General features: G+C 69.9%; 20 protein-coding genes, 2 tRNA genes and 1 pseudogene. 10 read left to right on the top strand and 13 right to left on the bottom strand.

Going from position 1 to position 23,179, the window contains the following annotated elements:
• Window positions 1-11: 11 nt before the first annotated feature.
• Window positions 12-812 (top strand): annotated as a pseudogene (locus JT362_RS35670) (DUF433 domain-containing protein); the annotation flags it as partial.
• Between the two features lie 244 nt (window positions 813-1,056).
• Here JT362_RS35670 and JT362_RS25955 read toward each other — a convergent pair.
• The 11 genes from JT362_RS25955 to dnaA all read right to left on the bottom strand — a co-directional run bounded on the left by JT362_RS25955 (window position 1,057) and on the right by dnaA (window position 13,997).
• Window positions 1,057-1,129 (bottom strand) — tRNA-Ala (locus JT362_RS25955).
• Window positions 1,130-1,223: 94 nt separating this feature from the next.
• Window positions 1,224-1,358 (bottom strand): DLW-39 family protein, encoded by a 135-nt coding sequence (locus JT362_RS25950; protein WP_260194360.1) that lies wholly within the window; start codon window positions 1,356-1,358, stop codon window positions 1,224-1,226.
• 364 nt (window positions 1,359-1,722) lie between these two features.
• Window positions 1,723-1,796, bottom strand: a tRNA-Ile gene (locus tag JT362_RS25945).
• Window positions 1,797-1,851: 55 nt separating this feature from the next.
• Window positions 1,852-2,604 (bottom strand): DUF3566 domain-containing protein, encoded by a 753-nt coding sequence (locus JT362_RS25940; RefSeq protein ID WP_375546564.1) that lies wholly within the window; start codon window positions 2,602-2,604, stop codon window positions 1,852-1,854.
• Window positions 2,605-2,907: 303 nt separating this feature from the next.
• A complete protein-coding gene (gene gyrA / locus JT362_RS25935; RefSeq protein WP_260194359.1) occupies window positions 2,908-5,511 on the bottom strand; it encodes a DNA gyrase subunit A in 2,604 nt (867 codons plus the stop codon).
• A gap of 391 nt (window positions 5,512-5,902) precedes the next feature.
• On the bottom strand, window positions 5,903-7,873 hold the full coding sequence (gyrB, locus tag JT362_RS25930; protein ID WP_260194358.1) for a DNA topoisomerase (ATP-hydrolyzing) subunit B: 1,971 nt from the start codon (window positions 7,871-7,873) through the stop codon (window positions 5,903-5,905).
• Between the two features lie 181 nt (window positions 7,874-8,054).
• Window positions 8,055-8,681 carry a DciA family protein gene (locus JT362_RS25925; protein WP_375546558.1) on the bottom strand — a complete coding sequence of 209 codons (627 nt, stop codon included), beginning with the start codon at window positions 8,679-8,681 and terminating at the stop codon, window positions 8,055-8,057.
• Between the two features lie 31 nt (window positions 8,682-8,712).
• A complete protein-coding gene (gene recF, locus JT362_RS25920; protein ID WP_260194357.1) occupies window positions 8,713-9,867 on the bottom strand; it encodes a DNA replication/repair protein RecF in 1,155 nt (384 codons plus the stop codon).
• Window positions 9,868-9,870: 3 nt separating this feature from the next.
• Entirely contained in the window at window positions 9,871-10,797 is a 927-nt protein-coding gene (gene gnd / locus JT362_RS25915; protein WP_260194356.1) for a phosphogluconate dehydrogenase (NAD(+)-dependent, decarboxylating), read from the bottom strand.
• A 19-nt stretch (window positions 10,798-10,816) separates the two neighbouring features.
• Window positions 10,817-11,944 (bottom strand): DNA polymerase III subunit beta, encoded by a 1,128-nt coding sequence (gene dnaN / locus JT362_RS25910; RefSeq protein ID WP_260194355.1) that lies wholly within the window; start codon window positions 11,942-11,944, stop codon window positions 10,817-10,819.
• A 490-nt stretch (window positions 11,945-12,434) separates the two neighbouring features.
• Window positions 12,435-13,997: a chromosomal replication initiator protein DnaA gene (gene dnaA, locus JT362_RS25905; protein WP_260194354.1), complete on the bottom strand. Its 1,563-nt coding sequence runs from the start codon at window positions 13,995-13,997 to the stop codon at window positions 12,435-12,437.
• Window positions 13,998-14,416: 419 nt separating this feature from the next.
• On the opposite strand from dnaA, the gene rpmH reads away from it, so the two are divergent.
• The 8 genes from rpmH (at window position 14,417) to JT362_RS25865 (ending at window position 20,057) form a co-directional block, all read left to right on the top strand.
• Complete coding sequence (gene rpmH / locus JT362_RS25900) at window positions 14,417-14,554, top strand: 50S ribosomal protein L34 (protein ID WP_260194353.1); 138 nt, start codon at window positions 14,417-14,419, stop codon at window positions 14,552-14,554.
• Between the two features lie 5 nt (window positions 14,555-14,559).
• Entirely contained in the window at window positions 14,560-14,946 is a 387-nt protein-coding gene (rnpA, locus tag JT362_RS25895; RefSeq protein ID WP_260194352.1) for a ribonuclease P protein component, read from the top strand.
• A 5-nt stretch (window positions 14,947-14,951) separates the two neighbouring features.
• Entirely contained in the window at window positions 14,952-15,242 is a 291-nt protein-coding gene (gene yidD, locus JT362_RS25890) for a membrane protein insertion efficiency factor YidD (protein WP_375546557.1), read from the top strand.
• Between the two features lie 3 nt (window positions 15,243-15,245).
• Window positions 15,246-16,406, top strand: a complete 1,161-nt coding sequence (gene yidC / locus JT362_RS25885; protein WP_260194349.1) for a membrane protein insertase YidC — start codon at window positions 15,246-15,248, stop codon at window positions 16,404-16,406.
• A gap of 31 nt (window positions 16,407-16,437) precedes the next feature.
• Window positions 16,438-17,112 (top strand): Jag family protein, encoded by a 675-nt coding sequence (locus tag JT362_RS25880; protein ID WP_260194348.1) that lies wholly within the window; start codon window positions 16,438-16,440, stop codon window positions 17,110-17,112.
• Window positions 17,113-17,307: 195 nt separating this feature from the next.
• Window positions 17,308-18,030 (top strand): 16S rRNA (guanine(527)-N(7))-methyltransferase RsmG, encoded by a 723-nt coding sequence (gene rsmG / locus JT362_RS25875; RefSeq protein WP_260194347.1) that lies wholly within the window; start codon window positions 17,308-17,310, stop codon window positions 18,028-18,030.
• A gap of 129 nt (window positions 18,031-18,159) precedes the next feature.
• A complete protein-coding gene (locus JT362_RS25870; protein WP_260194460.1) occupies window positions 18,160-19,059 on the top strand; it encodes a ParA family protein in 900 nt (299 codons plus the stop codon).
• Window positions 19,060-19,070: 11 nt separating this feature from the next.
• A complete protein-coding gene (locus JT362_RS25865; RefSeq protein WP_260194346.1) occupies window positions 19,071-20,057 on the top strand; it encodes a ParB/RepB/Spo0J family partition protein in 987 nt (328 codons plus the stop codon).
• 54 nt (window positions 20,058-20,111) lie between these two features.
• On the opposite strand, the gene JT362_RS25860 is transcribed toward JT362_RS25865, so the two are convergent.
• Both JT362_RS25860 and JT362_RS25855 read right to left on the bottom strand, forming a co-directional pair.
• Window positions 20,112-21,074, bottom strand: coding sequence for a D-alanine--D-alanine ligase family protein (locus tag JT362_RS25860; RefSeq protein WP_260194345.1), 963 nt, complete (start codon window positions 21,072-21,074; stop codon window positions 20,112-20,114).
• Between the two features lie 10 nt (window positions 21,075-21,084).
• Window positions 21,085-22,401: an aminotransferase-like domain-containing protein gene (locus JT362_RS25855; RefSeq protein ID WP_260194344.1), complete on the bottom strand. Its 1,317-nt coding sequence runs from the start codon at window positions 22,399-22,401 to the stop codon at window positions 21,085-21,087.
• 139 nt (window positions 22,402-22,540) lie between these two features.
• On the opposite strand from JT362_RS25855, the gene JT362_RS25850 reads away from it, so the two are divergent.
• On the top strand, window positions 22,541-23,176 hold the full coding sequence (locus JT362_RS25850; protein WP_260194343.1) for a GNAT family N-acetyltransferase: 636 nt from the start codon (window positions 22,541-22,543) through the stop codon (window positions 23,174-23,176).
• Window positions 23,177-23,179: the final 3 nt, after the last annotated feature.

Genomic DNA, 23,179 nt, shown 5'->3' with positions numbered 1-23,179 from the left:
CACCACGTCTCATGGGTTCGGAGTCAACCACACACCGTGGCCCCACCTTCGCCCACCGCCACAAGCTGTGCACAACTTCCCACCACAACCGCCCCGACCAGCCGAAACACAGCCACAACCCTTGTGCACAACCTGTGGAAAAACCAAACCGCCCTGTGCATGAACGGCCTACATTTCATGTGTTGCTCCCACCTGTGGAGCGAAGTCGTGCCACGATCCCCGTACCCGACCGTTCGTCGAGAGACGTTGCTCGGTGCCACACCCGCCATATCTGGCAGCAGCGCTCTCCGGCGCGACGGTGCCAACTCGGCCATTGTCGTCGGATTACGGCGTCGGAAGCCGTGCTGGTCCCTCTCGCACCGGCGACCGACTCTGTACTCGTTCCGAGACGTCGTGGCCCTGCGAACCTGTGTCTACCTCCGCAAGGACTCCTCGCCGCAGCGAGTACGACAGGCACTGGGCAATCTACGAAGCCTCGGCGAGCTGGGCCACCTGTCGCAGTACACCCTCGTCTCGGACAACGGGAGCATCGTCCTGGTGAGGAACGACGAAGCCATCGATCTGGTCAAGGCCCAGGACAGTTCGTCATGGCCGAGATGAGCGACGTCCTGGGACCGATCGTCAACAGAAGCGACGTACCCATTCCCCCTCTGCTCCGGCCGAACGATCACGTCGAGATCGACCCAGAGATCAGGCTCGGGCATCCGGTGGTGGCGGGAACGCGCGTGCCCTACGAGAACGTGGCGAAGCCAGTCGCCGATGGCGTGCCGACGGGATCGATCCAGGACCACTACCCATCGGTGACCGCGGCCGCCGCCGATGCCTGGACGTTCGCCCAGTACGTGGAAAGCTGGCGACCAAAGGAACGGCGACAGAACGACATTCCGCTCCTACGGGATGCCAGCGCGTACTACGAGGTCTTCGTCACCAACGACGCGAATCGGTTCGACGACCCAGCGGAGACAGCGGCCATCCGCAAGTCGCGGCTACACCATGTCCGGTACGGCCAGCGACAGCCAGGGCTGCGAGGCTTGGCGCTCGCCATCGGCGCCGTCGTGGAGACGAGGGGAATCGAACCCCTAACCCCTGCCTTGCAAAGGCAGTGCTCTGCCAATTGAGCTACGTCCCCAACCCGGGCGAGCAGCCCCTCCGAACCAGCCCACACCGGCAAGGCGCGACGCCGTCGACAGGCCGCCGCGCCCAGAAGCGCAAATCGCGCGCTCTCAGGCCTTCTTGGCGTTGTTGGCCGGAGCGGTAGCCTCACGCCACAGGTCGTTCTGCGCCTTGGCCGACTTGCTCCGACGCACCACGAACAGCACGCCACCAGCAACAGCCACCAGAGCGAGAAGCTTCTTCACGTCCACTGCCTCCTTCGGCAAACACCCAACAACCAAACCGGCGCCACGACCCCCGCAGCGACAACCCCAAGTCTGCCACACCCCCAGCCCCCCAAGCCGAAAGACCCAACAACCCAAGGTCCCCAAGACTCAGAAGAAAAGGCAAAGCAGCCCGAAGCGCTGAAATCCACACAGACGCACACCGAGACCAGACGCACATCGAGACGAACACCCAAGGTAATACTGCTGGTCCATCTCGAACCCAACCACGCCGGGTCAGCAGAAGCTCGCACCGTGGGGGGTTTGGGGGGCTCGGCCCCCCAGCGTGATGAAGACCGACGCTAGGTCCGCGCTGTCCGCGGACACACATCCCCCACGTCGGTCGTGGGCCTAGGAGGACTTGAACCTCCGACCTCTTCGTTATCAGCGAAGCGCTCTAACCGCCTGAGCTATAGGCCCTCAACAGCGAGACGAAGCTTATCGCACGGGTTCGCGGGGGCTCACACAGGCCCCGTCACTCTCGTTCCGCCAGGGTGACCTCGAGGCCGCCGGCCAGGTCGGCGGAGACGTTGTAGATGAACGCCCCTACCGTGGCGAGCGCGCTGAACAGCACGATGTTCACCGCGCCGATGATGGCGGCCACGCCGAACACGCGGCCGGCGCTGATGAGCGGATCCGAGGCACCGCCGTCGTCGGCGGGCTGGAGGATCTCGCTGGAGATGCCGTTCAGCTTGTCCCACACGCCCATGCCGTCGAGGACGGCGTAGAGCACGCCGACTGCGACCAGCCACACGAAGAACAGCGCCACGGACAGCACCAGCGACAGCTTGAGCACCGACCACGGGTCGAACCGCTTGATCTGCAGGTTGGCCCGGCGCGGACCGCGGCCGGGGCGGCGCAGGGCGCTCGGGGTCGCGGCCGCGCCGACCCGCATGGCGCCGCTGGACGGGTTGCCGGCGTCGAGGTGGACGGTGGTGCGGCCCTGGCCGGTGTTCGGCGGGGTGGTGGCGGCGGTGGGCAGGCCCGCGCCCTCGGCGAACAGGCGGGCGGCGCCGGTGCCGGTGACGGCGGGGCGTTCGACCGAGACGGTGGTCTCGCCGGGCGGCTGGGAGACCGGCATGGTGCGTTGGCCGGGCTGTTGGTTCAGCGGCGGGGGCTGCTGCCGGCTCGACGCCTGCTGCTCGTTCGGTACCCGCTGCCACGGCGGCGGGGTGCTTCCGTGGCTGAGCTCGAGATCCTCGGGGTTCGCGGGGTTCGCGGCGCTCACGGTGCGGGTGGTCGGCTCGTCGGTACCCGTGGAGCCGCCGGAACCGGCGGGACGGTCCGCGGCGGCCGAACCGTCCGAGGAGCCGGCGGCGCCGGAACCGGTGGAGTTGCTGGCAGCGGTCGAGCCGTTGGGCTCGCCGGGGCCCTCGGACGCCTGCTCGGCCGGCTGAGCTTGGCCGTCGGTGGCGATGCCGGACGGTCGCTCCGACTCGCGCTCCGGGTTCTGCCCAGTGCTTCCGGACTTGTCAGGTGGTGTCACGAGGGTCCCCTACGTGTCTTCCGTCGTCGTGTTCCGTTGTGCTGGTTACCGCGGTGGCTCGGCTTCCGGCGTCGTGTCGGTGGACGCCGTTTCCGGTGTTCCGGTTGCTTCGCCGGTCGTTTCGATCGGCTCGGCCGAGTCCGCCTGGGTCGAGTCTGCCTGGTCCGGCGCTGACGCGCCGTTCACGGTCGACTCCTCGGCGCTGCGGGCGATGGCCACCAGGGTGGTGCCCTCACCGAGGTTCATCAACCGCACGCCCTTGGTCTGCCGGCCGGCCTTGCGGACCTCCCTGGCCGTGGTGCGGATGACGCCACCGGACGAGGTGATCGCGTAGAGCTCGTCGTCGACGTCGACGATCACCGCGCCGACCAGCCTGCCACGCCGGGTGTCGTGCTGAATGGTGAGCACGCCCTTGCCGCCGCGGCCCTGGACCGGGTAGTCCTCGATCGCGGTGCGCTTGGCGTAGCCGCCGTCGGTCGCCACCAGCATGAACGTGTCCTCGCGGACGACGCCGAGGGTGAGCAGCTCGTCGCCCTCGTTGAACCGCATGCCGAGCACGCCGGAGGTGGCGCGGCCCATCGGCCGCAGGGCCTCGTCGGACGCCTGGAAGCGGATGGACTGGCCGCGGGCGGACACCAGCAGCAGCCCGTCCTCCGGGCCGCACAGCACGGCGCCGACCAGCTCGTCGTCCTCGCGCAGGTTGACGCCGATCAGGCCGCCGGCGCGGTTGGAGTCGAAGTCGGACAGCCTGCTCTTCTTCACCAGGCCGGTCCTGGTCGCGAGCACCAGGTACGGCGCTACCTGGTAGTCCTTGATCTGGATGACCTGGGCGATGTGCTCGTCGGGCTGGAACGCGAGCAGGTTGGCGACGTGCTGGCCGCGCGCGTTGCGGTTGGCCTCGGGCAGCTCGTAGGCCTTGGCCCGGTACACCCGGCCCTTGTTGGTGAAGAACAGGATCCAGTCGTGGGTGGAGCACACGAAGAAGTGCGCCACGATGTCGTCCTGCTTGAGGCCGGCGCCCTGCACGCCCTTGCCGCCGCGCTTCTGCGCCCGGTACAGGTCGGTCTTGGTGCGCTTGGCGTAGCCGGTGCGGGTGATGGTGACGACGACGTCCTCGACCGCGATCAGGTCCTCCATCGACACGTCGCCGTCGTAGGGGATGATCTTGGTCCGGCGGTCGTCGCCGTGCTTGTCGACGATCTCGGCGAGCTCGTCGCGGACGATCGCGCGCTGCCGCTCCGGCCTGGCGAGGATGTCCTGCAGGTCGGCGATGGTGCGCTCGATCTCGGCGAGCTCGTCGATGATCTTCTGGCGTTCCAGGGCGGCCAGGCGGCGCAGCTGCATCTCGAGGATCGCGTTGGCCTGGATCTCGTCGACGTCGAGCAGCCCGATCAGCCCGGTGCGGGCCTCGTCGACGGTCGGCGAGCGGCGGATCAGCGCGATGACCTCGTCGAGCGCGTCGAGCGCCTTGACGTAGCCGCGCAGGATGTGGGCGCGTTCCTCGGCCTTGCGCAGCCGGTAGCGGGTGCGCCGGACGATGACCTCGACCTGGTGGCGGACATAGTGCCGGATCATCTGGTCGAGCCGCAGGGTGCGCGGCACCTGGTCGACCAGGGCGAGCATGTTGACGCCGAAGTTGTGCTGCAGCTGGGTGTGCTTGTAGAGGTTGTTCAGCACGACCTTGGCGACCGCGTCCCGCCGGAGCGTGATCACGATGCGCATGCCGTTGCGCTTGTTGGACTCGTCGGCGACCTCGGAGATGCCGGTGACCTTGCCGTCCCGGACGAGCTGGGCGATGTTCTCGATCAGGTTGTCCGGGTTGACCTGGTACGGCAGCTCGGTGACGACGAGGATGGTGCGACCCTTGGCGTCCTCGTCGACCTCGACGACCGCGCGCATCCGGATCGAGCCGCGGCCGGTGCGGTAGGCGTCCTCGATGCCCTGGGTGCCGAGGATCTGGGCCTTGGTCGGGAAGTCGGGGCCCTTGATCCGCTGCATCATCGCGGCGAGGGTCTCGTCGTCGGAGGCTTCCCAGTTGTCCAGCGCCCAGTAGACGCCCTCGGCGACCTCGCGCAGGTTGTGCGGCGGGATGTTGGTGGCCATGCCGACCGCGATGCCGCCGCTGCCGTTGACCAGGAGGTTGGGGATGCGCGCGGGCAGGACGCTCGGTTCCTGGGTCTTGCCGTCGTAGTTGTCGGTGAAGTCGACGGTTTCCTCGTTGATGTCCTGCAGCATCGCCATGGCGAGCGGGGCCATCCTGGCCTCGGTGTAGCGCATGGCGGCCTGCGGGTCGTTGCCCGGGGAGCCGAAGTTGCCCTGCCCGTCGATCAGCGGGTATCGCATGGACCAGGACTGGGCGAGCCGGACCAGCGCGTCGTAGATCGCCGAGTCGCCGTGCGGGTGGTAGTTGCCCATGACGTCGCCGACGATGCGCGAGCACTTGACGTGGCTGCGGTCGGGCCGCAGGCCGGTGTCGTACATCGAGTAGAGCACCCGTCGGTGCACCGGCTTGAGCCCGTCGCGGACGTCCGGCAGCGCGCGGCTGACGATGACCGACATCGCGTAGTCGATGTAGGAGCGCTGCATCTCCTGCTGGATGTCGACCGGCTCGGTCCGGTCTCCCTCTGGCGGCACGGTTGTTTCCGTCACGACGTGAAGCTTCCTTCCGCAGACCAGCGCGATCGACGAGACGCTGGTAACCAATGCAGTCTATCTGTGCTGGTCAGAACAGATGTGCAAGGCACGCTGAGCCCTCTGGACCAGCCCGGCCACCCGACCCCCACACCCCCACCACGAGCCCGAATCCCCGCCACCCAACCAGCCCCGACAGCGGTCTTTCGCGCGCGCCCCCCAGAGACCAACCCCCACCCGATCCCGGGGGCGTCCCGCCTTGCCAGTCTACCGGCTGGTGGGGGTTGGGGAAGGGCGCGTGATCCACATGTGGACAACGGGCCTGGTTGTGGATAACTCGGCATCAGTGCTGGTCACCGGCGCGGGGCGTTGGGGACGGGGTGTGGATGGTGGTGTGGAGCGGGGTGGGTCAGACGTCCAGGAAGCGGACGTCCTTGGCGTTGCGGGTGATGAACGAGCGGCGGGCCTCCACGTCCTCGCCCATGAGGACGCTGAACAGTTCGTCCGCGGTGGCGGCGTCGTCCAGGGTGACCTGGAGGAGGAGGCGGTGGGCTGGGTCCATCGTCGTCTCCCAGAGCTCGTCGGCGTTCATCTCGCCGAGGCCCTTGTAGCGCTGGATGCCGTCCTCGCGGTTGATCTTCTTGCCCGCCTCGAGGCCGGCCTTGAAGAGGCCGTCGCGCTCGCGGTCGGAGTAGGCGAACTCAGGCTCGGCGCGCTGCCACTTGATCTTGTAGAGCGGGGGCTGCGCGAGGTACACGTGACCGTGTTCGACCAGGGGGCGCATGAACCGGAACAGCAGGGTCAGCAGCAGGGTCCGGATGTGCTGGCCGTCGACGTCGGCGTCGGCCATCAGCACGATCTTGTGGTACCGCAGCTTGGTGACGTCGAACTCGTCGTGGATCCCGGTGCCCAGCGCGGTGATCAGGCTCTGCACCTCGGTGTTCTTCAGCACCCGGTCGATCCGGGCCTTCTCGACGTTGATGATCTTGCCGCGGATCGGGAGGATCGCCTGGAACATCGACTCCCGGCCCTCCTTGGCCGAGCCGCCGGCCGAGTCGCCCTCGACGATGTAGAGCTCGCACTCCTCCGGGTTCGTGGAGCGGCAGTCCTTCAGCTTCCCTGGCAGGCCGCCGATGTCCAGCGCGCCCTTGCGGCGCACCAGCTCCTTCGCCTTGCGCGCGGCGATCCTGGCCTGGGCCGACGACACGGCCTTCGTCACGATCGTCCGCGCGTCCGACGGGTTGCGCTCGAACCAGTCGGCCAGCCACTCGTTGCACGTGGTCTGCACGAAGGTCTTCGCCTCCGTGTTGCCCAGCTTCTGCTTGGTCTGGCCCTCGAACTGGGGCTCCGCCAGCTTGATCGAGATGATCGCGGCCAGCCCCTCGCGGACGTCGTCGCCGGTGAGGTTCTGGTCCTTGTCCTTGAGCAGCTTCTTCTCCCGCGCGTACACGTTCACCACCCGGGTGAGCGCGGCGCGGAAGCCCTCCTCGTGCGTACCACCCTCGGCCGTGTTGATCGTGTTGGCGAACGTGTACACCGACTCGCTGTAGCCGGTGTTCCACTGCATCGCGACCTCGACCTCGAGCCCGTCGCCCTTGGCCTCGAACGAGATCACCGTCTTGTGGACCTCGTCGCGGGTGTGGTTGATGTGCTTGACGAAGTCCTCGAGGCCGCCCGGGTAGTGGTACGTGCGCTCCTTGATCGCGGCCGCCTTGCCCTCGGCGTCGGCCTCGCCGTCCTGGTCGGACACGCGCTCGTCGCGGAGCACGATCGTGAGGCCCTTGTTCAAAAACGCCATCTCCTGCAGGCGGCGGGCCACGGTCTCGGCGTTGTACGTGGTGGTCTCGAACACGTCCGGGTCGGCCCAGAACGTCGTGGTCGTTCCGGTGCGGTCGGACGGGCCGACCTCGACCAGCGGCTCGGGCACCGACCGCTCGTAGTGCTGCCGCCACTGCTTCCCGTCGCGGCAGATCTCCACGTCCAGGGCCGTCGACAGGGCGTTCACCACCGACACGCCGACGCCGTGCAGGCCGCCGGAGACCGCGTAGGTCTCGCTGTCGAACTTGCCGCCCGCGTGCAGCACGGTGTGCACGATCTCCACCGTCGGCTTCTGGTGCACCGGGTGCATCTCGACCGGGATGCCTCGGCCGTCGTCGGAGACCCGGACGCCGCCGTCGGCGAGCAGGGTGACCTCGACCCTGGTCGCGTACCCGGCCATCGCCTCGTCGACCGAGTTGTCGACGACCTCCTGGACCAGGTGGTGCAGGCCGCGCTCGCCGGTGGAGCCGATGTACATGCCGGGCCGCTTGCGGACGGCCTCGAGCCCCTCCAGCACGGTGATGGAGGACGCGTTGTATTCATGGTTGTTCGTGGCTGCCACGGGCCTGTGTCTCCCTCGTCAGGACGGGCGGAACTCCCCTACGTCGATTGTACTGGTGCGCCCGCGCAGAAGTGGGGCAAGGACACCTCTAGCTTCCTCGCAGACGCGCTCTCGTGAACCGGCGCGGGATCGGACGCCTGGGCCGTACCCGAAAGCCCGATCCGACAATTTCCGGGCGCCGTCACCCGTAGGTGTCCCTCGGGCCGCGGCCCGGGACGTGCCGGGTGCCGTGCCGCCAGCTCGGCGCGGACGGGCCCTGCACCTTCAACCGGGTCACCACCCCGTCGCCGACACCGGCCGCGATCTTCGCGATGAGCTGGCGTTGCAGCAGTCGCAGCTGGGTGGCCCAGGCGGTCGACGCCGCCTGGACGGTGAGCTCCTTGTCCCGCAGCGACACGGGCTGGGCGTGCTCGGCGACGTCCTCGCCGACGATCGCCGCCCACCTGCCGAACAGCCGGCCGGTCGCCAGCTCGCCGGCCCAGCCGCGTTCGGTGGAGACCCGGGACACGAGCCGGCCGAGCGGCTGCGGGTCGCGTTCGTCCGCCCGCGCGCCGGACCAGCGGCGGCGCCGTCGCGACGTGCCGAAACCGCGCTTGGCCTGCTTGTTCGGCGTGCGCGGCTGGCCACCGGAGGCGTCCTTGGCGGCCTGCAGCGCGGCCCGGGCCAGGTCGGACCCGCGGAGCTGTGGATAGTCACCGTCCGTAGTGGAACGCGTGGCTTGATCGCTCGCATCGCCCTTTCGGGTGTTCAGACCGGCAAAATCGGGCTCGCCTGCACGCGGAGCGTCCGCGTTATCCACACTATCCACAGGTTTGTCCCCAGTTGTGGGACGACCCTCTTCACTCATGGTGACGAGCCACCTTTCCCTCCGCTACCATGAACCGGGCGCCGACGAGCTCGTCCGGGACGTCCTCCTCCACCGCCGCGGTCACCAGAACCTGCTCCGCGGCCGCCGCCACCTCGGCGAGCCGCCTGCGCCGTCGCCGGTCCAGCTCGGCGAACACGTCGTCGAGCACCAGCACCGGCTCGTTACCGTCCGCACGCAGCAACTCGTAGGACCCCAGCCGCAGCGCGAGCGCGAACGACCACGACTCGCCGTGGCTCGCGTACCCCTTGGCCGGCAGGTCGGCGAGGGTCAGCTCCAGCTCGTCGCGGTGCGGGCCGACCAGGCTCACCCCGCGCTCCAACTCGGCGTCCCGGCCGGCGACCATCGCGGCGAGCAACGCGTCGTGCAGGACCTCCCGGTCCGCGCGAGTTCCGGGCGTGCCGTACTCCGCCGGGAACGAGTCGGCGATCGACGAGCGGTAGCCGATGTGCGCCGGACGGCTCTCCGGCGCGACCCCCGCGTAGCCCGCGGTGACGTGGTCGCCGAGGTCCGCGACCAGGTCCAGCCGCGCACCCAGCAGCTCGGCGCCGTGCCGGGCCAGGTGCCCGTCCCACACGTCCAGCGTGCCGATGTCCCCCCGCGACCCCGCGCGCCGGGCGTGCCCGGACGACTTGAGCAGGGCGTTGCGCTGCCGCAGTACCCGGTCGTAGTCCGCACGCACGCCGGCGTACCGGGGCGCGCGCAACACCAGCAGCTCGTCGAGGAACCGCCGCCGCTCGCCGGGGTCCCCGCGCACCAGCGCCAGGTCCTCCGGCGCGAACAACACCGTGCGCAGGATGCCGAGCACGTCGCGGGTCCGCGGCATCGGCGCCCGGTTCACCCGTGCCCGGTTGGCCTTCCCCGACGTGATCTCCAGCTCGATCGTCAGCTCGCGCCCGTCGTGGACCACCGCCACCCGCACGATCGCCCGCGGGCACCCGTGCCGGATCAGCGGCAGGTCGGTCGCGACCCGGTGCGAGCCGAGCGTCGCCGCGTACCCGACGGCCTCGACCAGGTTCGTCTTGCCCTGGCCGTTCCGCCCGACGAGGACGTTCGCGCCCGGCTCCAGCTCCAGGTCCGCGTGCTCCCACGACCGGAAGTCGGAGACCTGGAGGTGGCTGACCCGCACCCGTCAGCCCTGGGTGGTGCCCGAACCCGAGGTCGGCCCGGCGTGCTGCACCGCGTGCCCGCCGAACTGGTTGCGCAGCGAGGCCACCGCGCGCATCGCCGGGGAGTCCTCCTGGCGGGAGCGGAACCGCGAGAACAGCGCGGCCGAGATCACCGGCGCCGGCACCGCGAGGTTGATCGCCTCCTCGACGGTCCACCGGCCCTCGCCCGAGTCCTCGACGTAGCCGCGCAGGTCGTCCAGCTCCGGGTCGGAGTCCAGTGCGCGCACCAGCAGGTCGAGCAGCCAGGACCGGACGACCGTGCCGCGCTGCCAGGCCTTGATCACCGACGGCACGTCCTCGATGACCTTCGCCGCCTCGAGCAGCTCGAAGCCCTCGGCGTAGGCCTGCATCAGCCCGTACTCGATGCCGTTGTGAATCATCTTCGCGTAGTGGCCGGCGCCGACGCCGCCGGCGTGCGCGAAGCCCTCCTCGCGCGGACCCTCCGGCCGCAGCGCGTCGAAGACCGGCATCGCCTGCTCGACGTGCTCGGCCGTGCCGCCGACCATCAGCGCGTAGCCGTTCTCCCGACCCCACACGCCGCCGGACACCCCGCAGTCGAGGTAGCCGACGCCCTTCGAGTCGAGCAGCTCGGAGTTGAGCTGGTCGTCGGTGAACCGCGAGTTGCCGCCGTCGACCACCAGGTCGCCCTCGTCGAGCAGCTCGGCCAGTTCGGCGATCGTCTGCCGGGTCGGGTCGCCGGCCGGCACCATCACCCAGACCAGCCGCGGCGCGGCGAGGCGCTCGACCAGCTCCGCCAGCGAGCCGACGTCGGTGACCTCCGGGTTGCGGTCGTAGCCGACCACCTCGTGGCCCGCCGCGCGCACCCGGTCGCGCATGTTGAAGCCCATCTTGCCGAGACCGACGAGACCGAGCTGAACGTTCGTTGGCACTGGCGTCCCTTCTGGTTGGTCAGCCGGGAAGGCGCACCGGCATCAGCAGGTGCAGGTATCCGGGAACCACGTTGCCCTCGTCGTCGACCGGCTTGATCAGCGCCGGCCGGCTCGGGGTGGTGAACGACAGCTCGGCCCGGTCGGCGTGCAGCGCGCCGAGCCCCTCCTGCAGGAACGTCGGGTTGAACGCGATCGTCACCGGCTCGCCGGTGTACTCGACGCCGAGCTCCTCCTCCGCGCTGCCCTCGTCGTCGCCGCCCGCGGAGAGCTTCAGCCCGGACTCGGAGAACTCGAGCCGGACCTGGGTGCCGCGCTCGGCCACCAGCGACACGCGCTTGATCGCCTCGACGAGCGGGGCGACGTCGATGATCGCGGCCGCGGTCTGCTCGGACGGCAGCAGCTGGCGGTACCGGGGGAACTCGGTGTCCAGCAGCCGGCTGGTGGTGCGGCGCCCGGAGCCGGACAGGCCGATCAGCCCGTCGCCGTGGGCGATCTCGACGGTCTTGCCGGCGGTGCCGAGCGCCTTGGCCGCCTCGGCGAGCGTGCGCGCCGGCACCAGCACGGCGACCTCGCCGGTCTCGGTCATGCTCGGGGCGGGCTTCCACTCGAACTCGCGCATGGCGAGCCGGAACCGGTCGGTCGCGACGAGGGTGAGCTTGTCGCCGTTGATCTCCAGCCGCACGCCGGTGAGCATCGGCAGCGTGTCGTCCTTGCCGGCCGCGACGGCGACCTGGCTGACCGCGAGGCCGAACACCTCGCCCGGGAGTTCGCCCGCGTGCGGCGGCATCGCCGGCAGCTGCGGGTAGTCCTCGACCGGCATCGTCGGCAGGCTGAACTTCGCGCTGCCACACGTGATCGACACGCGGGCGCCGTCGACCATGATCTCGACCGGTTGCGCGGGCAGGGCTTTGGTGATGTCCGCGAGCAGCCGGCCGGAGACGAGCGTGCGACCGCCGTCGGCCACCGTCGCCGCGACTCCGACCGTGGCCGAGACCTCGTAGTCGAATCCGGAGATGGTCAGTGCGTCGGAGTTGCTGGCGTCCAACAGGATCCCGCCAAGGACCGGGACCGGGGGTCGGGACGGCAGCGACCGAGCCACCCAGGCGACGGCGTCGGCGAGACCGTCGCGCTCGACGCGGATCTTCATGACTGTCCTTTCCAGACACGAGGAGGAGCCGCGAGTGCTCTCGTAGAACGCCACCGTACGGCTTCCCGGCCGAGCGCGGTACTCGGGGCCACGGTGCCGTCGGTGTCCCGGAGCGCGTCCGGCGCGCTCGACTCGCGACCCCTGTTTTTTCTTTGTGAACATCTATGAAGAGAGAAAGACAGCCGTAGTAGTAGGGGCTGTGGGTTGTGTGGATACCCCTCGTTCGCGCACGTCAGAACGTGCGGCGCGGTGTGGATGAACCTGGCACGGATCCCGTGGACAACTCGGGCCGCCCGTGGATGGTTCGCGGAGGCGTCATGGTTGTCCACATTCCGCCCACAGTTGTCCACGGGACGCTCCCCAGCGGGATACCCCTTCGTACCCAGGCCATGCACAGGGTTGGGGAGCACTTTTGTCCCCTTTCCGGGTGAGGGAGGCGCGAAGTTGCCTGTGGGACAACGGAAATCGGTGCCGCGAGCGGAGGGCGGCGTCAGCCGCGGGCGCGCTGCTTGATGCGCGAGGTGAGCTCCTGCACCTGGTCGTAGACCCGGCGTCGCTCGGCCATCTCCTTGCGGATCTTCTTCTCCGCGTGCATGACCGTCGTGTGGTCCCGGCCGCCGAACGTCTGCCCGATCTTCGGCAGCGACAGGTCGGTCAGCTCCCGGCACAGATACATGGAGATCTGCCGGGCCCCGGCGAGCGCCTTGGTCTTACCCGGCCCGCAGAGGTCGTCCAGTGATACTGAGAAGAACTCCGCGGTGACCGCCATGATCGTGGTCGCGCTGATCTCCGGCACCTGCGAGTCCGGGATCAGGTCGCGCAGCACGATCTCGGCCAGACCGACGTCGACCGGCTGCTGGTTCAGCGACGCGAACGCGGTCACCCGGATCAGCGCGCCCTCCAGCTCGCGGATGTTGTGCTCGATCCGGGCGGCGATGAACTCCAGCACCTCGGCCGGCGCGTTCAGCCGGTCCTGCGCGGCCTTCTTGCGCAGGATGGCGATCCGGGTCTCCAGCTCTGGCGGCTGGATGTCGGTGATCAGGCCCCACTCGAAGCGGGTGCGCAGCCGGTCCTCCAGGGTCTCCAGGCGCTTGGGCGGCCGGTCGGAGGAGACCACGATCTGCTTGTTCGCGTTGTGCAGGGTGTTGAAGGTGTGGAAGAACTCCTCCTGGGTGCCTTCCTTGCCCTCCAGGAACTGGATGTCGTCGACCAGCAGGATGTCGATGTCGCGGTACCGCCGCTGGAACGCGACCTTGCGGTCGTCGCGCAGCGAGTTGATGAAGTCGTTGGTGAACTCCTCGGTCGACACGTACCGCACCCGCATGCCGGGGAACAGCCGCTGCGCGTAGTGACCGACCGCGTGCAGCAGGTGGGTCTTGCCGAGCCCGGACTCCCCCCAGATGAACAGCGGGTTGTACGCGCGGGCCGGCGCCTCGGCGACGGCGACCGCTGCCGCGTGCGCGAACCGGTTGGAGGCGCCGATGACGAACGTGTCGAACGTGTACTTCTCGTTCAGCCGTGTCTTGGAGGTCTGCGGCTGGGCCGGCGCGGTGAACGGCTGGCCGCTCGCGGGCTGGCCGCCGGCGAACGGGGGCCAGATCTCGTGCACGGTGGCGAGCGCGTCGCCCTCCTCGTCCACCTCGTCGCTGTCGGAGTCGCCGTCGGGCGTGCCGTCGGTGATCGCGGGCAGGATCGTGGTGTCGGCGAACGCGTCCACCATGCCGTCGCCGTTCGCGGGACCACCGGCCGGCGGGACCGGTGTGGTGGCCATCGACGGGGTGACCGTCGGGGTGACGTTGTCGACCTTGACCGCGAGCGACACCGCGCGGCCGAGCCGGCGGGACAGCGCGTCGGTGATGGGGCCGCGGAGCTCGCGCTCGATCGCGTCCTTGGCGAAGTCGCTCGGTGCGCCGAGCAGGGCGGTGCCGTCCAGCAACCCGATGGGGCGGGTGACCCGCATCCACGCTCGCTGCTTCGGAGACAGTGTGCCGGCGGACAGCTCCCGCACGACCTGCTCCCAGACCACACCCAGGTTCATCTGCTGCTCGGACACCTACGGGCTCCCCTCCCCTCGTTGGCCGTGTGTCATGTCCAACCCCTCGCCCTCGGCCCGCGAACGTACGGGCGGCATCCACAGGGTTGTCCACAACTGTGCACGAAGGCAGGACGGACCGCAGCAGCAACCCACCAACTCCACCGTTTCACCCTCGCGGCGCAGCAGGGCTCCCACTCCCTCTGGCCAACCGGAGATGGCACGCTAACAAGCGCCGGGCCATGCCACAAGACGTGTTGGCGAGCAAGGATCCGACGTGCGCGGCGTGTCGTCGAACGGTACTAAAGGGCACCCGGATTGAACGGCCGGATCCGGGGTGCGTACTCTCATAAGGTCTCCCGCGAGGTGTGGGTACGATTCCGCGCGCCGTTCGCCGGCGGAGACAGCGAAACTTGGCGAGCCAGTACCGGGAGACCCACGTGAGCAAGCGTACTTTCCAGCCGAACAACCGCCGCCGGGCGCGGACCCACGGGTTCCGGCTGCGCATGCGCACCCGTGCCGGACGGGCCATCATCACGGCTCGCCGTGGCAAGGGCCGCAAGCGCCTTTCCGCCTGAATTGCGTGCTCCCCGCGTCCGCTCGGCTGACCGGTAGCGACAACTTTCGGCTGGTGACCAGGAAGGGCCGGCGTGCCGGCCGGCCACGGCTCGTCGTACATGCCATCACGGCCGAGGAGGTCGCCCGGCTCGGCGTGCCCGCGCCCGGGTCGACCAGGGTCGGCTTCGTCGTCGGCAAGGTCGTGGGGAACTCGGTCGTCCGCCACCGCGTCACGCGGCGGCTGCGTCACCTCCTCCGCGACCGGCTGGGAACCGTCCGGCCCGGTTGCACGTTGGTCGTCCGTGCGCTGCCGCCCGCTGCCGAGGCGGCGAGCGCCGAGCTCGGCAACGACCTCGACTCCGCGCTGCGGACGTTGCGGCTCGCCGGTACGGACAGTGGTGGTGCCTCGTGACTCTCATGCATGACCGGGATGTCGTGCCTGAGCGTCGACCCGGAATTCCGGCCCGCGTCCTGCTGGCGCCGGTCAAGCTGTACCGCGCGTGGATCTCGCCGGTGCTTCCGCCGACCTGCCGGTTCGAGCCGAGCTGCAGCGCCTATGCCGTCGAGGCCCTGACCACCCACGGCGCGCTCCGCGGCTTCTACCTCACCGTGCGCCGCCTGTTGCGCTGCGGTCCCTGGCATCCCGGTGGGTACGACCCGGTGCCGCCGCGCCGGCACGACGTGACCGAAACCCTCCCCAAGGAGTAGCTCGTGCTCGACTTCATCTACTACCCCGTGTCCTTCATTCTGTGGTGCTGGCACTGGGTGTTCGGGCACGTCTTCGGTGAGGCGTCCGGCATCTCGTGGGTGCTGGGCATCATGTTCCTGGTCTTCACGCTGCGCGCGATCATGTTCAAGCCGTTCGTGAAGCAGGTCCGCTCGATGCGGGCGATGCAGGAGTTCGGCCCCGAGATCAAGAAGATCCAGAAGAAGTACGCCAACGACCGGCAGCGCCAGGCGATGGAGATGCAGAAGCTCCAGCGCGAGCACGGGTTCTCCCCGCTCGGTGGCTGCCTGCCGATGCTGCTGCAGATCCCGGTGTTCATCGGTCTGTTCCACGTGCTGCGCTCGTTCGGCAACAGCATGGAGGAGAACTACTTCTTCGGCGCGGACGGCGTGCGCTCCTACCTGGACGCGAACATCTTCGGCGCCCGGCTGTCGAACTTCATCACCCAGCCGGACGCGGTGCTCGCCGAGTACGACGCCAGCCGCACCTCGGTCATCCTGGTGTCGATCCCGCTGATGATCCTCGCCAGCGTGCTGACCCACCTGACCGCGCGGCACTCGGTGGCCCGGCAGAACCCGGACTCGGCCACCCCGCAGACCGCGATCATGAACAAGCTCACCCTCTACATCTTCCCGCTGGGTGTGCTGATCTTCGGTCTGTTCTTCCCCATCGGTCTGCTGCTCTACTGGCTCGCCAACAACACCTGGACCCTCGGCCAGCAGCGGCTGGTGTACCGCAAGATCGACGCCGAGGAGGAGGCCAAGAAGGCCGCCGCGCTGGAGAAGCGCACCAACCTCGCGCCCAAGCCCGGGCAGCGGCCGCAGACGAAGAAGCGCCCGGCCCAGCGACCGGCGTCGACGGACGCCGCCGCCGGCGAGTCCACCACGAAGTCCACTGCCAAGTCCGCGCCCAAGCCCGCCGCCAAGCCCGCCGCCAAGCCCGTCGCCAAGCCCGCCGCCAAGCCCGCCGCCAAGCCCGCCGCCAAGCCCGCCGCCAAGCCCGGCACGAGTTCCGGCGCCAAGGCCAAGCCGGGCGCGCCGAAGCCGGGTCAGAAGCCGGCCGGCACCGCGAAGTCGACCGGCAACGGCACCGCGGACAACGCAGACCGAGCCCGTAAGAAGAACACAGGTCGGAAGAACCGCTGAGGCGTCGGTTCGGACCTGGAGAGGAGAAGTCGTGCCGGAGACGGTGCAGGAGTCGGGGACCGATCAGGTCGACGCCGACGAGGCGACGGTCGTGCCGACCGCCGGCGGTGAGACGGACACCGTCGCGCCCACTCAGCAGGCGGACCCCGCCGAGAGCGACAGCGACGGTGACACCGACAGCGACACCGACGCTGAGGATTCGGACGAGGACGGGGACGGGGACGACGAGCGCGGTTCGGAGGACCTGCTCGTCCGTGAGGGCGACATCGCCGGTGACTACCTCGAGCGGCTGCTGGACCTGGTCGATTACGACGGGGACATCGACCTCGACGTGGAGGCCGGACGCGCGGTGGTGAGCATCGACGGCGGCGACGATCTGGAGAAGCTGGTCGGCCCGCGCGGCAACGTGCTGGAGGCGCTGCAGGAGCTGACCCGGCTCGCGGTGCAGCAGGAGACCGGCACCCGGAGTCGGCTGATGCTCGACATCGCCGGCTGGCGCGCCGACCGTCGCCAGGAGCTCCGGGACCTCGGCCGGGCGACGGCCGAGCGGGTGCTCGCCGGCGGCGACGAGCGCGTCCGGCTTCAGCCGATGACGCCGTTCGAGCGGAAGGTCGTGCACGACGCCGTCGCCACGTTCGACGGTGTGCACAGCGAGAGTGAGGGTGAGGACCCCCGGCGTCGCGTCGTGGTGTTCCGCCAGACCTGACCACAGGTCGTTCGAGCGGCTATCCCAGTCCTTCGTGGGCGGGGGTAGCCGCTTTTTTCTGTCGGATACGATCGTCGTGCCGAGTACCGCCGCGTGAGCGGGAAGGTCGGCGCCCGCCGAGCAGGCCCACGAGTTTCGCCGCGATTCGCTCGGTTTCACGTGAAACACCGCATCACTAGCGAGGCAGGCCCCGGATTGGACGAGAAGGCAGCAGCGCCCGCTCCCCCGGAGTCCGCGTCCTCGATATTCGGCGACGCCCTGCCGGCAGCCGTGCGCTTCGCGGAACTGCTCGCCGCCGCCGGCATCGAACGCGGCCTGATCGGACCGCGCGAGGTCGAGCGGCTGTGGGAGCGCCACCTGCTGAACTCGGCGGTGGTTGGCGAACGCGTGCCCGACCGCGCGCGGGTGGTGGACCTGGGCTCAGGTGCCGGTCTGCCGGGCGTGCCACTCATCCTGGCGCGACCGGACCTGGACGTCACCCTGCTGGAGCCGATGGCTCGCCGAGTGGCCTGGCTGGAAGAGGTCGTCGACGCACTCGGTCTGTCCGCGACCGTCCTGCGCGGGCGCGCGGAGGAGCCGGGTGTCAAGCAACGGCTCGCCGGTGCCGATGTCGTGATCGCGCGGGCGGTTGCTCCACTGGACCGGTTGTGGGGCTGGAGCGCTCCCCTGCTCCGGCAGGGCGGGCGCCTCGTCGCACTCAAGGGCGAGAGCGCGGCGGACGAGATCGAACGCGACGGCGCCGCCGTGGGTCGCGCGGGTGGGGGACATCCGTCGGTCGAGCGGTGTGGCGCCGACGTGCTGGACCCGCCGGCGACCATCATTGAGGTCGAGCGAATGAGCGCGCTGGGGCGTGCGTCGGGCCGTGGTCGGCCCCGGCAGCGGAGCGCGCAACGCACCAGGAAGGAACAGGGGCACTGACGACGGCCCACGTCTCGTGCCCCGCTACCCAACGATCGGAGCGACCATGTTTCACGTGAAACAGCGGCACCACCGAGCCTGCGAGGGACAGTCGTGAGCGGCCGGCACCAGCAGCACCCGGAAGCGGTGATGCACGAGAACGTCGAGGCGGCCGCCGCGGTGTCCGGATGGACGCCGATCGCGGAGGAAGCAGCCCGGGCGACCCGCATGCTGCACCCGAAGGACACGCTGCCCAAGCCGGCGCGGCGCCGCGTGATGACCGTGGCGAACCAGAAGGGCGGCGTCGGCAAGACGACCAGCGCGGTAAACCTCGCCGCCTCGCTCGCCATGCACGGACTCAAGGTCCTGGTGATCGACCTCGACCCGCAGGGCAACGCCAGCACCGCGCTCGGCGTCGACCACCGCTCGGGCGTGCCTTCGATCTACGAGGTGCTCCTCGGCGAGGTCTCCCTGGCCGACGCGGCCGCGGTCAGTGACCAGTCGGAGAACCTCTACTGCGTCCCCGCCACCATCGACCTGGCCGGCGCGGAGATCGAGCTCGTCGCCATGGAGGGCCGCGAGTCCCGGCTCAAGGAGGCGCTGCCCACCGGCGCGTTCGACCAGCTGAACCCGGACTTCGTGTTCATCGACTGCCCGCCGTCGCTCGGCCTGCTCACGGTCAACGCGATGGTGGCCGCCGAGGAGGTACTCATCCCGATCCAGTGCGAGTACTACGCGCTGGAGGGGCTCTCCCAGCTCCTGCGCAACATCGAGCTGGTGCAGAACCACCTCAACCCGAACCTGAAGGTGTCCACGATCCTGCTGACGATGTACGACGGCCGCACGAAGCTCGCCGACCAGGTCACCGCCGAGGTCCGCAAGCACTTCGGCGCCACCGTGCTGCGTACGGTCATTCCCCGTAGCGTGAAGGTGTCCGAGGCACCAGGCTTCGGGCAGACGGTGCTCGCGTACGACCCGGGTTCTCGGGGTGCGATGAGCTACCTTGACGCTGCGCGGGAGATGGCCGAGCGAGGGTTCGGCGGGGAGTAGAGAGCAGGGGCATGACTGAACGCAAGGGTGGGCTGGGCCGCGGCCTCGCCGCACTGATTCCGCAGGGCCCGGCCGCGGGCACCGAGGGCGCGGTGAAGCTGCCGACCGCTCCGGCCCGGCCGGTGAACGGTGGCAACACCGCGCCGGCGCCGCCGGCCGCGAGCGGTTCGGTGGCCGGTGCGGTGTACCGCGAGGTCCCGACCGACTCGATCCAGGCGAACCCGAAGCAGCCCCGTCAGGTCTTCGACGAGGACGCGCTGGCCGAGCTCGAGCACTCGATCCGCGAGTTCGGCCTCATGCAGCCGATCGTGGTGCGCGAGCTCGGCGGCGACAAGTACGAGCTGGTCATGGGCGAGCGCCGGCTGCGGGCCGCCCAGCGCGCCGAGATGGCCGCGATCCCGGCCATCGTCCGGCAGACGACCGACGACGCGATGCTCCGCGACGCCCTGCTGGAGAACATCCACCGCGTCCAGCTCAACCCGCTGGAGGAGGCGGCCGCCTACCAGCAGCTGCTCGACGAGTTCGAGGTCACCCACGACGAGCTGGCGTCCCGGATCGGCCGCAGCCGCCCGGTCATCACGAACACGATCCGCCTGCTGCGGCTCCCCCTGCCCGTGCAGCGCCGGGTCGCCGCCGGCGTGCTGTCCTCCGGGCACGCCCGCGCGCTGCTCGGCCTGGACGACGCCGGCGCGCAGGAGGAGCTCGCCGCCCGGATCGTCGCCGAGGGTCTGTCGGTGCGGGCCACCGAGGAGGCGGTCACGCTCATCAAGAGCCAGGCACCGGCCAAGCCGAAGGCGCAACCCCGCAAGCCGATGCAGGCACCCGGGCTCCAGGACGTCGCCGACCGCCTCTCCAACACGTTCGACACCCGGGTGAAGGTCGAACTCGGCCGCCGCAAGGGCAAGATCGTGGTCGAGTTCGGGTCGGTGGACGATCTTGAACGGATTGTCGATCTGATGGCAAAAAACGGGACGAATCGGACATCGGAAATCGATTAGGGATCACCCCAGCCCTTTACGTCACGGTGACGATGACGAAAAGTGCCGATTCGACTACCGAGAGCGGTTGACCGCGCGCTCGATCAGCGCGGTGTAGATGTCGCCGAGTGAGCGCCCATCGGCCTCCGCCGCCATCGGCAGCAGCGAGGTCTCGGTCAGTCCCGGCGAGGAGTTGACTTCGAGGAAGTGGACGGTCCCGTCGCCGGCGACGATCGCGTCGGTGCGGGACACGTCGCGCAGCCCCAACAGCCGGTGCGCCGCCACCGCGAGATCGGCCACCGCGGCCGCCGCGCGCTCGTCGAGCCGGGCCGGGGTGTGGAACGTGGTCAGTCCGGCGGTGTACCGGGCGGTGTAGTCGTAGACCCCGCTCTCCGGGTCGATCTCCACCGCCGGCAGCGCCACCGGCCCGTCGGACCCGTCGACCACTCCATCGACCACGGTGACCGCGACCTCCACGCCCGGCACGAACCGTTCGGCGAGCACGGTCTCCCCGTAGGCAAGGCAGCCGACCATGGCCGCCGGCAGGTCGGCCGCGTCCCGCACCACCTGCGCGCCCAACGCCGAGCCACCCTGCTCCGGCTTGAGCATCATCGGCAGTCCCAGCCGGTCGACCATCGCGTCCAGCACCGCCCGCGCGCCCAGCTCCCGGAACGTGCTGTGCGGCAGCACCACCCAGTCCGGCGTCGCCAGCCCGGCCCGCGCCAGCTCGGTCTTCGCGGTCGGCTTGTCCCACGCCCGCCGGCACGCGTGCGAGTCCGAACCGACGTACGGCACGTCGAGCATCTCCAGCACGGTCTGCACCGACCCGCCCTCGCCCTCGGCCCCGTGCAGCGCGATCAGCACCGCGTCCGGCCGGTGCTCCCGCAACCGCGCCAGCAGGTTGGCGTCCGCGTCCCACTCGTCGACCGTGACCCCGACCGAACGCAACGCCGTGGACAGCCGGCGCCCGGACCGCAGCGACACGTCCCGCTCGTGGGAGAGCCCGCCGGACAGCACAGCCACACAACGGTCGGACACGGGCGCCCTCCTAGGCGGTGTCCGGAGCGGGCACCTGGGGACCGGACCCGGCCCGCTGGTTGATCGGGCCGAACGTCGCGGCGAGCTCCAGCTCGTCGGACAGCACGGCGGCGAGCCGGCGCACACCCTCGGTGATGCGCTCCGGGGTCGGATAGCAGAACGACAACCGCATCTGGCGGCTGCCCAGGCCGTCAGCGTAGAACCCCGTGCCGGAGACGTAGGCGACCCGGGCGGTCACCGCGCGCGGCAGCATCGCCTTGGTGTCCACGCCCTCGGGCACGGTCACCCAGACGAAGAAGCCGCCGGCCGGCACGGTCCACGAGCACCCCGCCGGCAGGTACTGGGACAGCCCGGCCAGCATCGCGTCCCGCCGCTCCCGGTAGGCCTGCTGGAACGCCTTGACCTGGCCCTTCCAGTCGTGCGTGGCCAGGTACCTGGACACGATCATCTGGTTCAGCGTCGGCGGGCACAGCGTGGCCGACTCGGCGGCGAGCATCAGCTTCTCCCGCACCGCGTGCGGCGCCAGCACCCAGCCGACCCGCAGGCCGGCGGCGAACGTCTTGGAGAACGAGCCCAGGTAGACGACGTTGTCCGGGTCCATCGACCGCAGCGCCGGGTAGGTCTGCCCGTCGAAGCCGAGCAGCCCGTACGGGTTGTCCTCGACCACCAGCACGCCGTGTGCCGCGCAGATCGACAGCACCTCCGACCGCCGCGGCACGCTCATCGTCACGCCGGCCGGGTTGTGGAAGTTCGGGATCGTGTAGAGGAACTTCACCCGCCGGCCGGCCCGCTCGCACGCGGTCAGCGCCTCCCGCAGCGCCTCGGGCACCAGGCCGTCGTCGTCCATCGCGACGTGCACCACATCGGCCTGGTAGGCGGCGAACGTGCCGAGCGCGCCGACGTAGGAGGGCCCCTCGGCGAGCACCACGTCGCCGGGGTCACAGAAGATCCTGGTCACCATGTCCAGCGCCATCTGCGAGCCGACGGTCACCACCACGTCGTCGGGGTGTCCGCGCACCTCCTCCAGCGCCATGACCTCGCAGATCTGGTCCCGCAGCTCCGGCAGCCCGTGCGCCGAGCCGTACTGCAGCGCGACCAGGCCCTCCCCGCTGATCAGCCCGGCGACCTCGGTGGACAGCGAGTCCAGCGGCAGCGCGGTGAGGTTGGGCATGCCGCCGGCCAGCGATACGACCTCCGGCCGGCTGGCCACCGCGAACAGCGCCCGCACCTCGGAGGCCGTCATCCCGGCCGCGCGGGCCGCGTAGCGGCGCAGGTGCGGGTCGAGGCTGGTGCTGGTGCTGATGCCGTCCGGCGGTCCCGAGGTCATGCGCGGCTCCATCGCGGATGGGGCGGAGGTAGATCGATCGAGTGTAACCGGAGCCCTCCTCGGGCCCGCGAGGTTTCCGCGGGCGTCGGTGGAGGCTTATCCTGTGATGCGGAACGCGCAACACGGCAGGGGAGGTCAGGTGTCGCGACGCGTCATCGGCGTCACGCTGGACAACCTAGAGGACCTGCCCAAGCACTCGCGGAAGTGCGTGTTCTGGGAGGTCGCGCCGCATCTGCGGGAACAGGCGGAGGAGTTCGGCACCGCCGACCTGGAGAAGGAGGCCTGGGTCTCCAGCGTGCTGCTGGAGTGGGGCTCCTGCGGCCGGATCGTCTACAGCGACAAGCTGCCGGTCGGGTTCGTGCTCTACGCCCCGCCGACCGCCGTGCCGCGCGCGGCCGCGTTCCCCACCTCGCCGCCCAGCCCGGACGCCGTGCTGCTCACCGGGTTCTTCGTGCTGCCGGAGTTCCGCGGCGGCGGACTCGCCCGGATGCTGCTGCAGGCGGTGGCCAAGGACCTGACGCGGCGCGGCGTGAAGGCGATCGAGGCGTTCGGGGACGCCAAGCCGGAGGAGGACGGGGCTGGCTGCGTGCTGCCGGTCGACTTCTTCCTGTCGGTCGGCTTCAAGACCGTCCGCCAGCACCCCCGTTGGCCCCGGGTGCGCCTGGAACTGCGTTCGGCGATCAGTTGGAAGGAAGACGTCGAAGCGGCCCTGGAGCGCCTGCTGGGCACCGTTTCGGTGACCACGGCGAGCCCCAGCCCGGCGCTCCAGCGCTAGCGG

It is taken from the genome of Actinophytocola gossypii (assembly GCF_025165815.1).
In the GTDB taxonomy this organism is placed as follows: Bacteria; Actinomycetota; Actinomycetes; order Mycobacteriales; family Pseudonocardiaceae; genus Actinophytocola; species Actinophytocola gossypii.
This window is presented reverse-complemented; position numbering and strand designations above follow the sequence as displayed.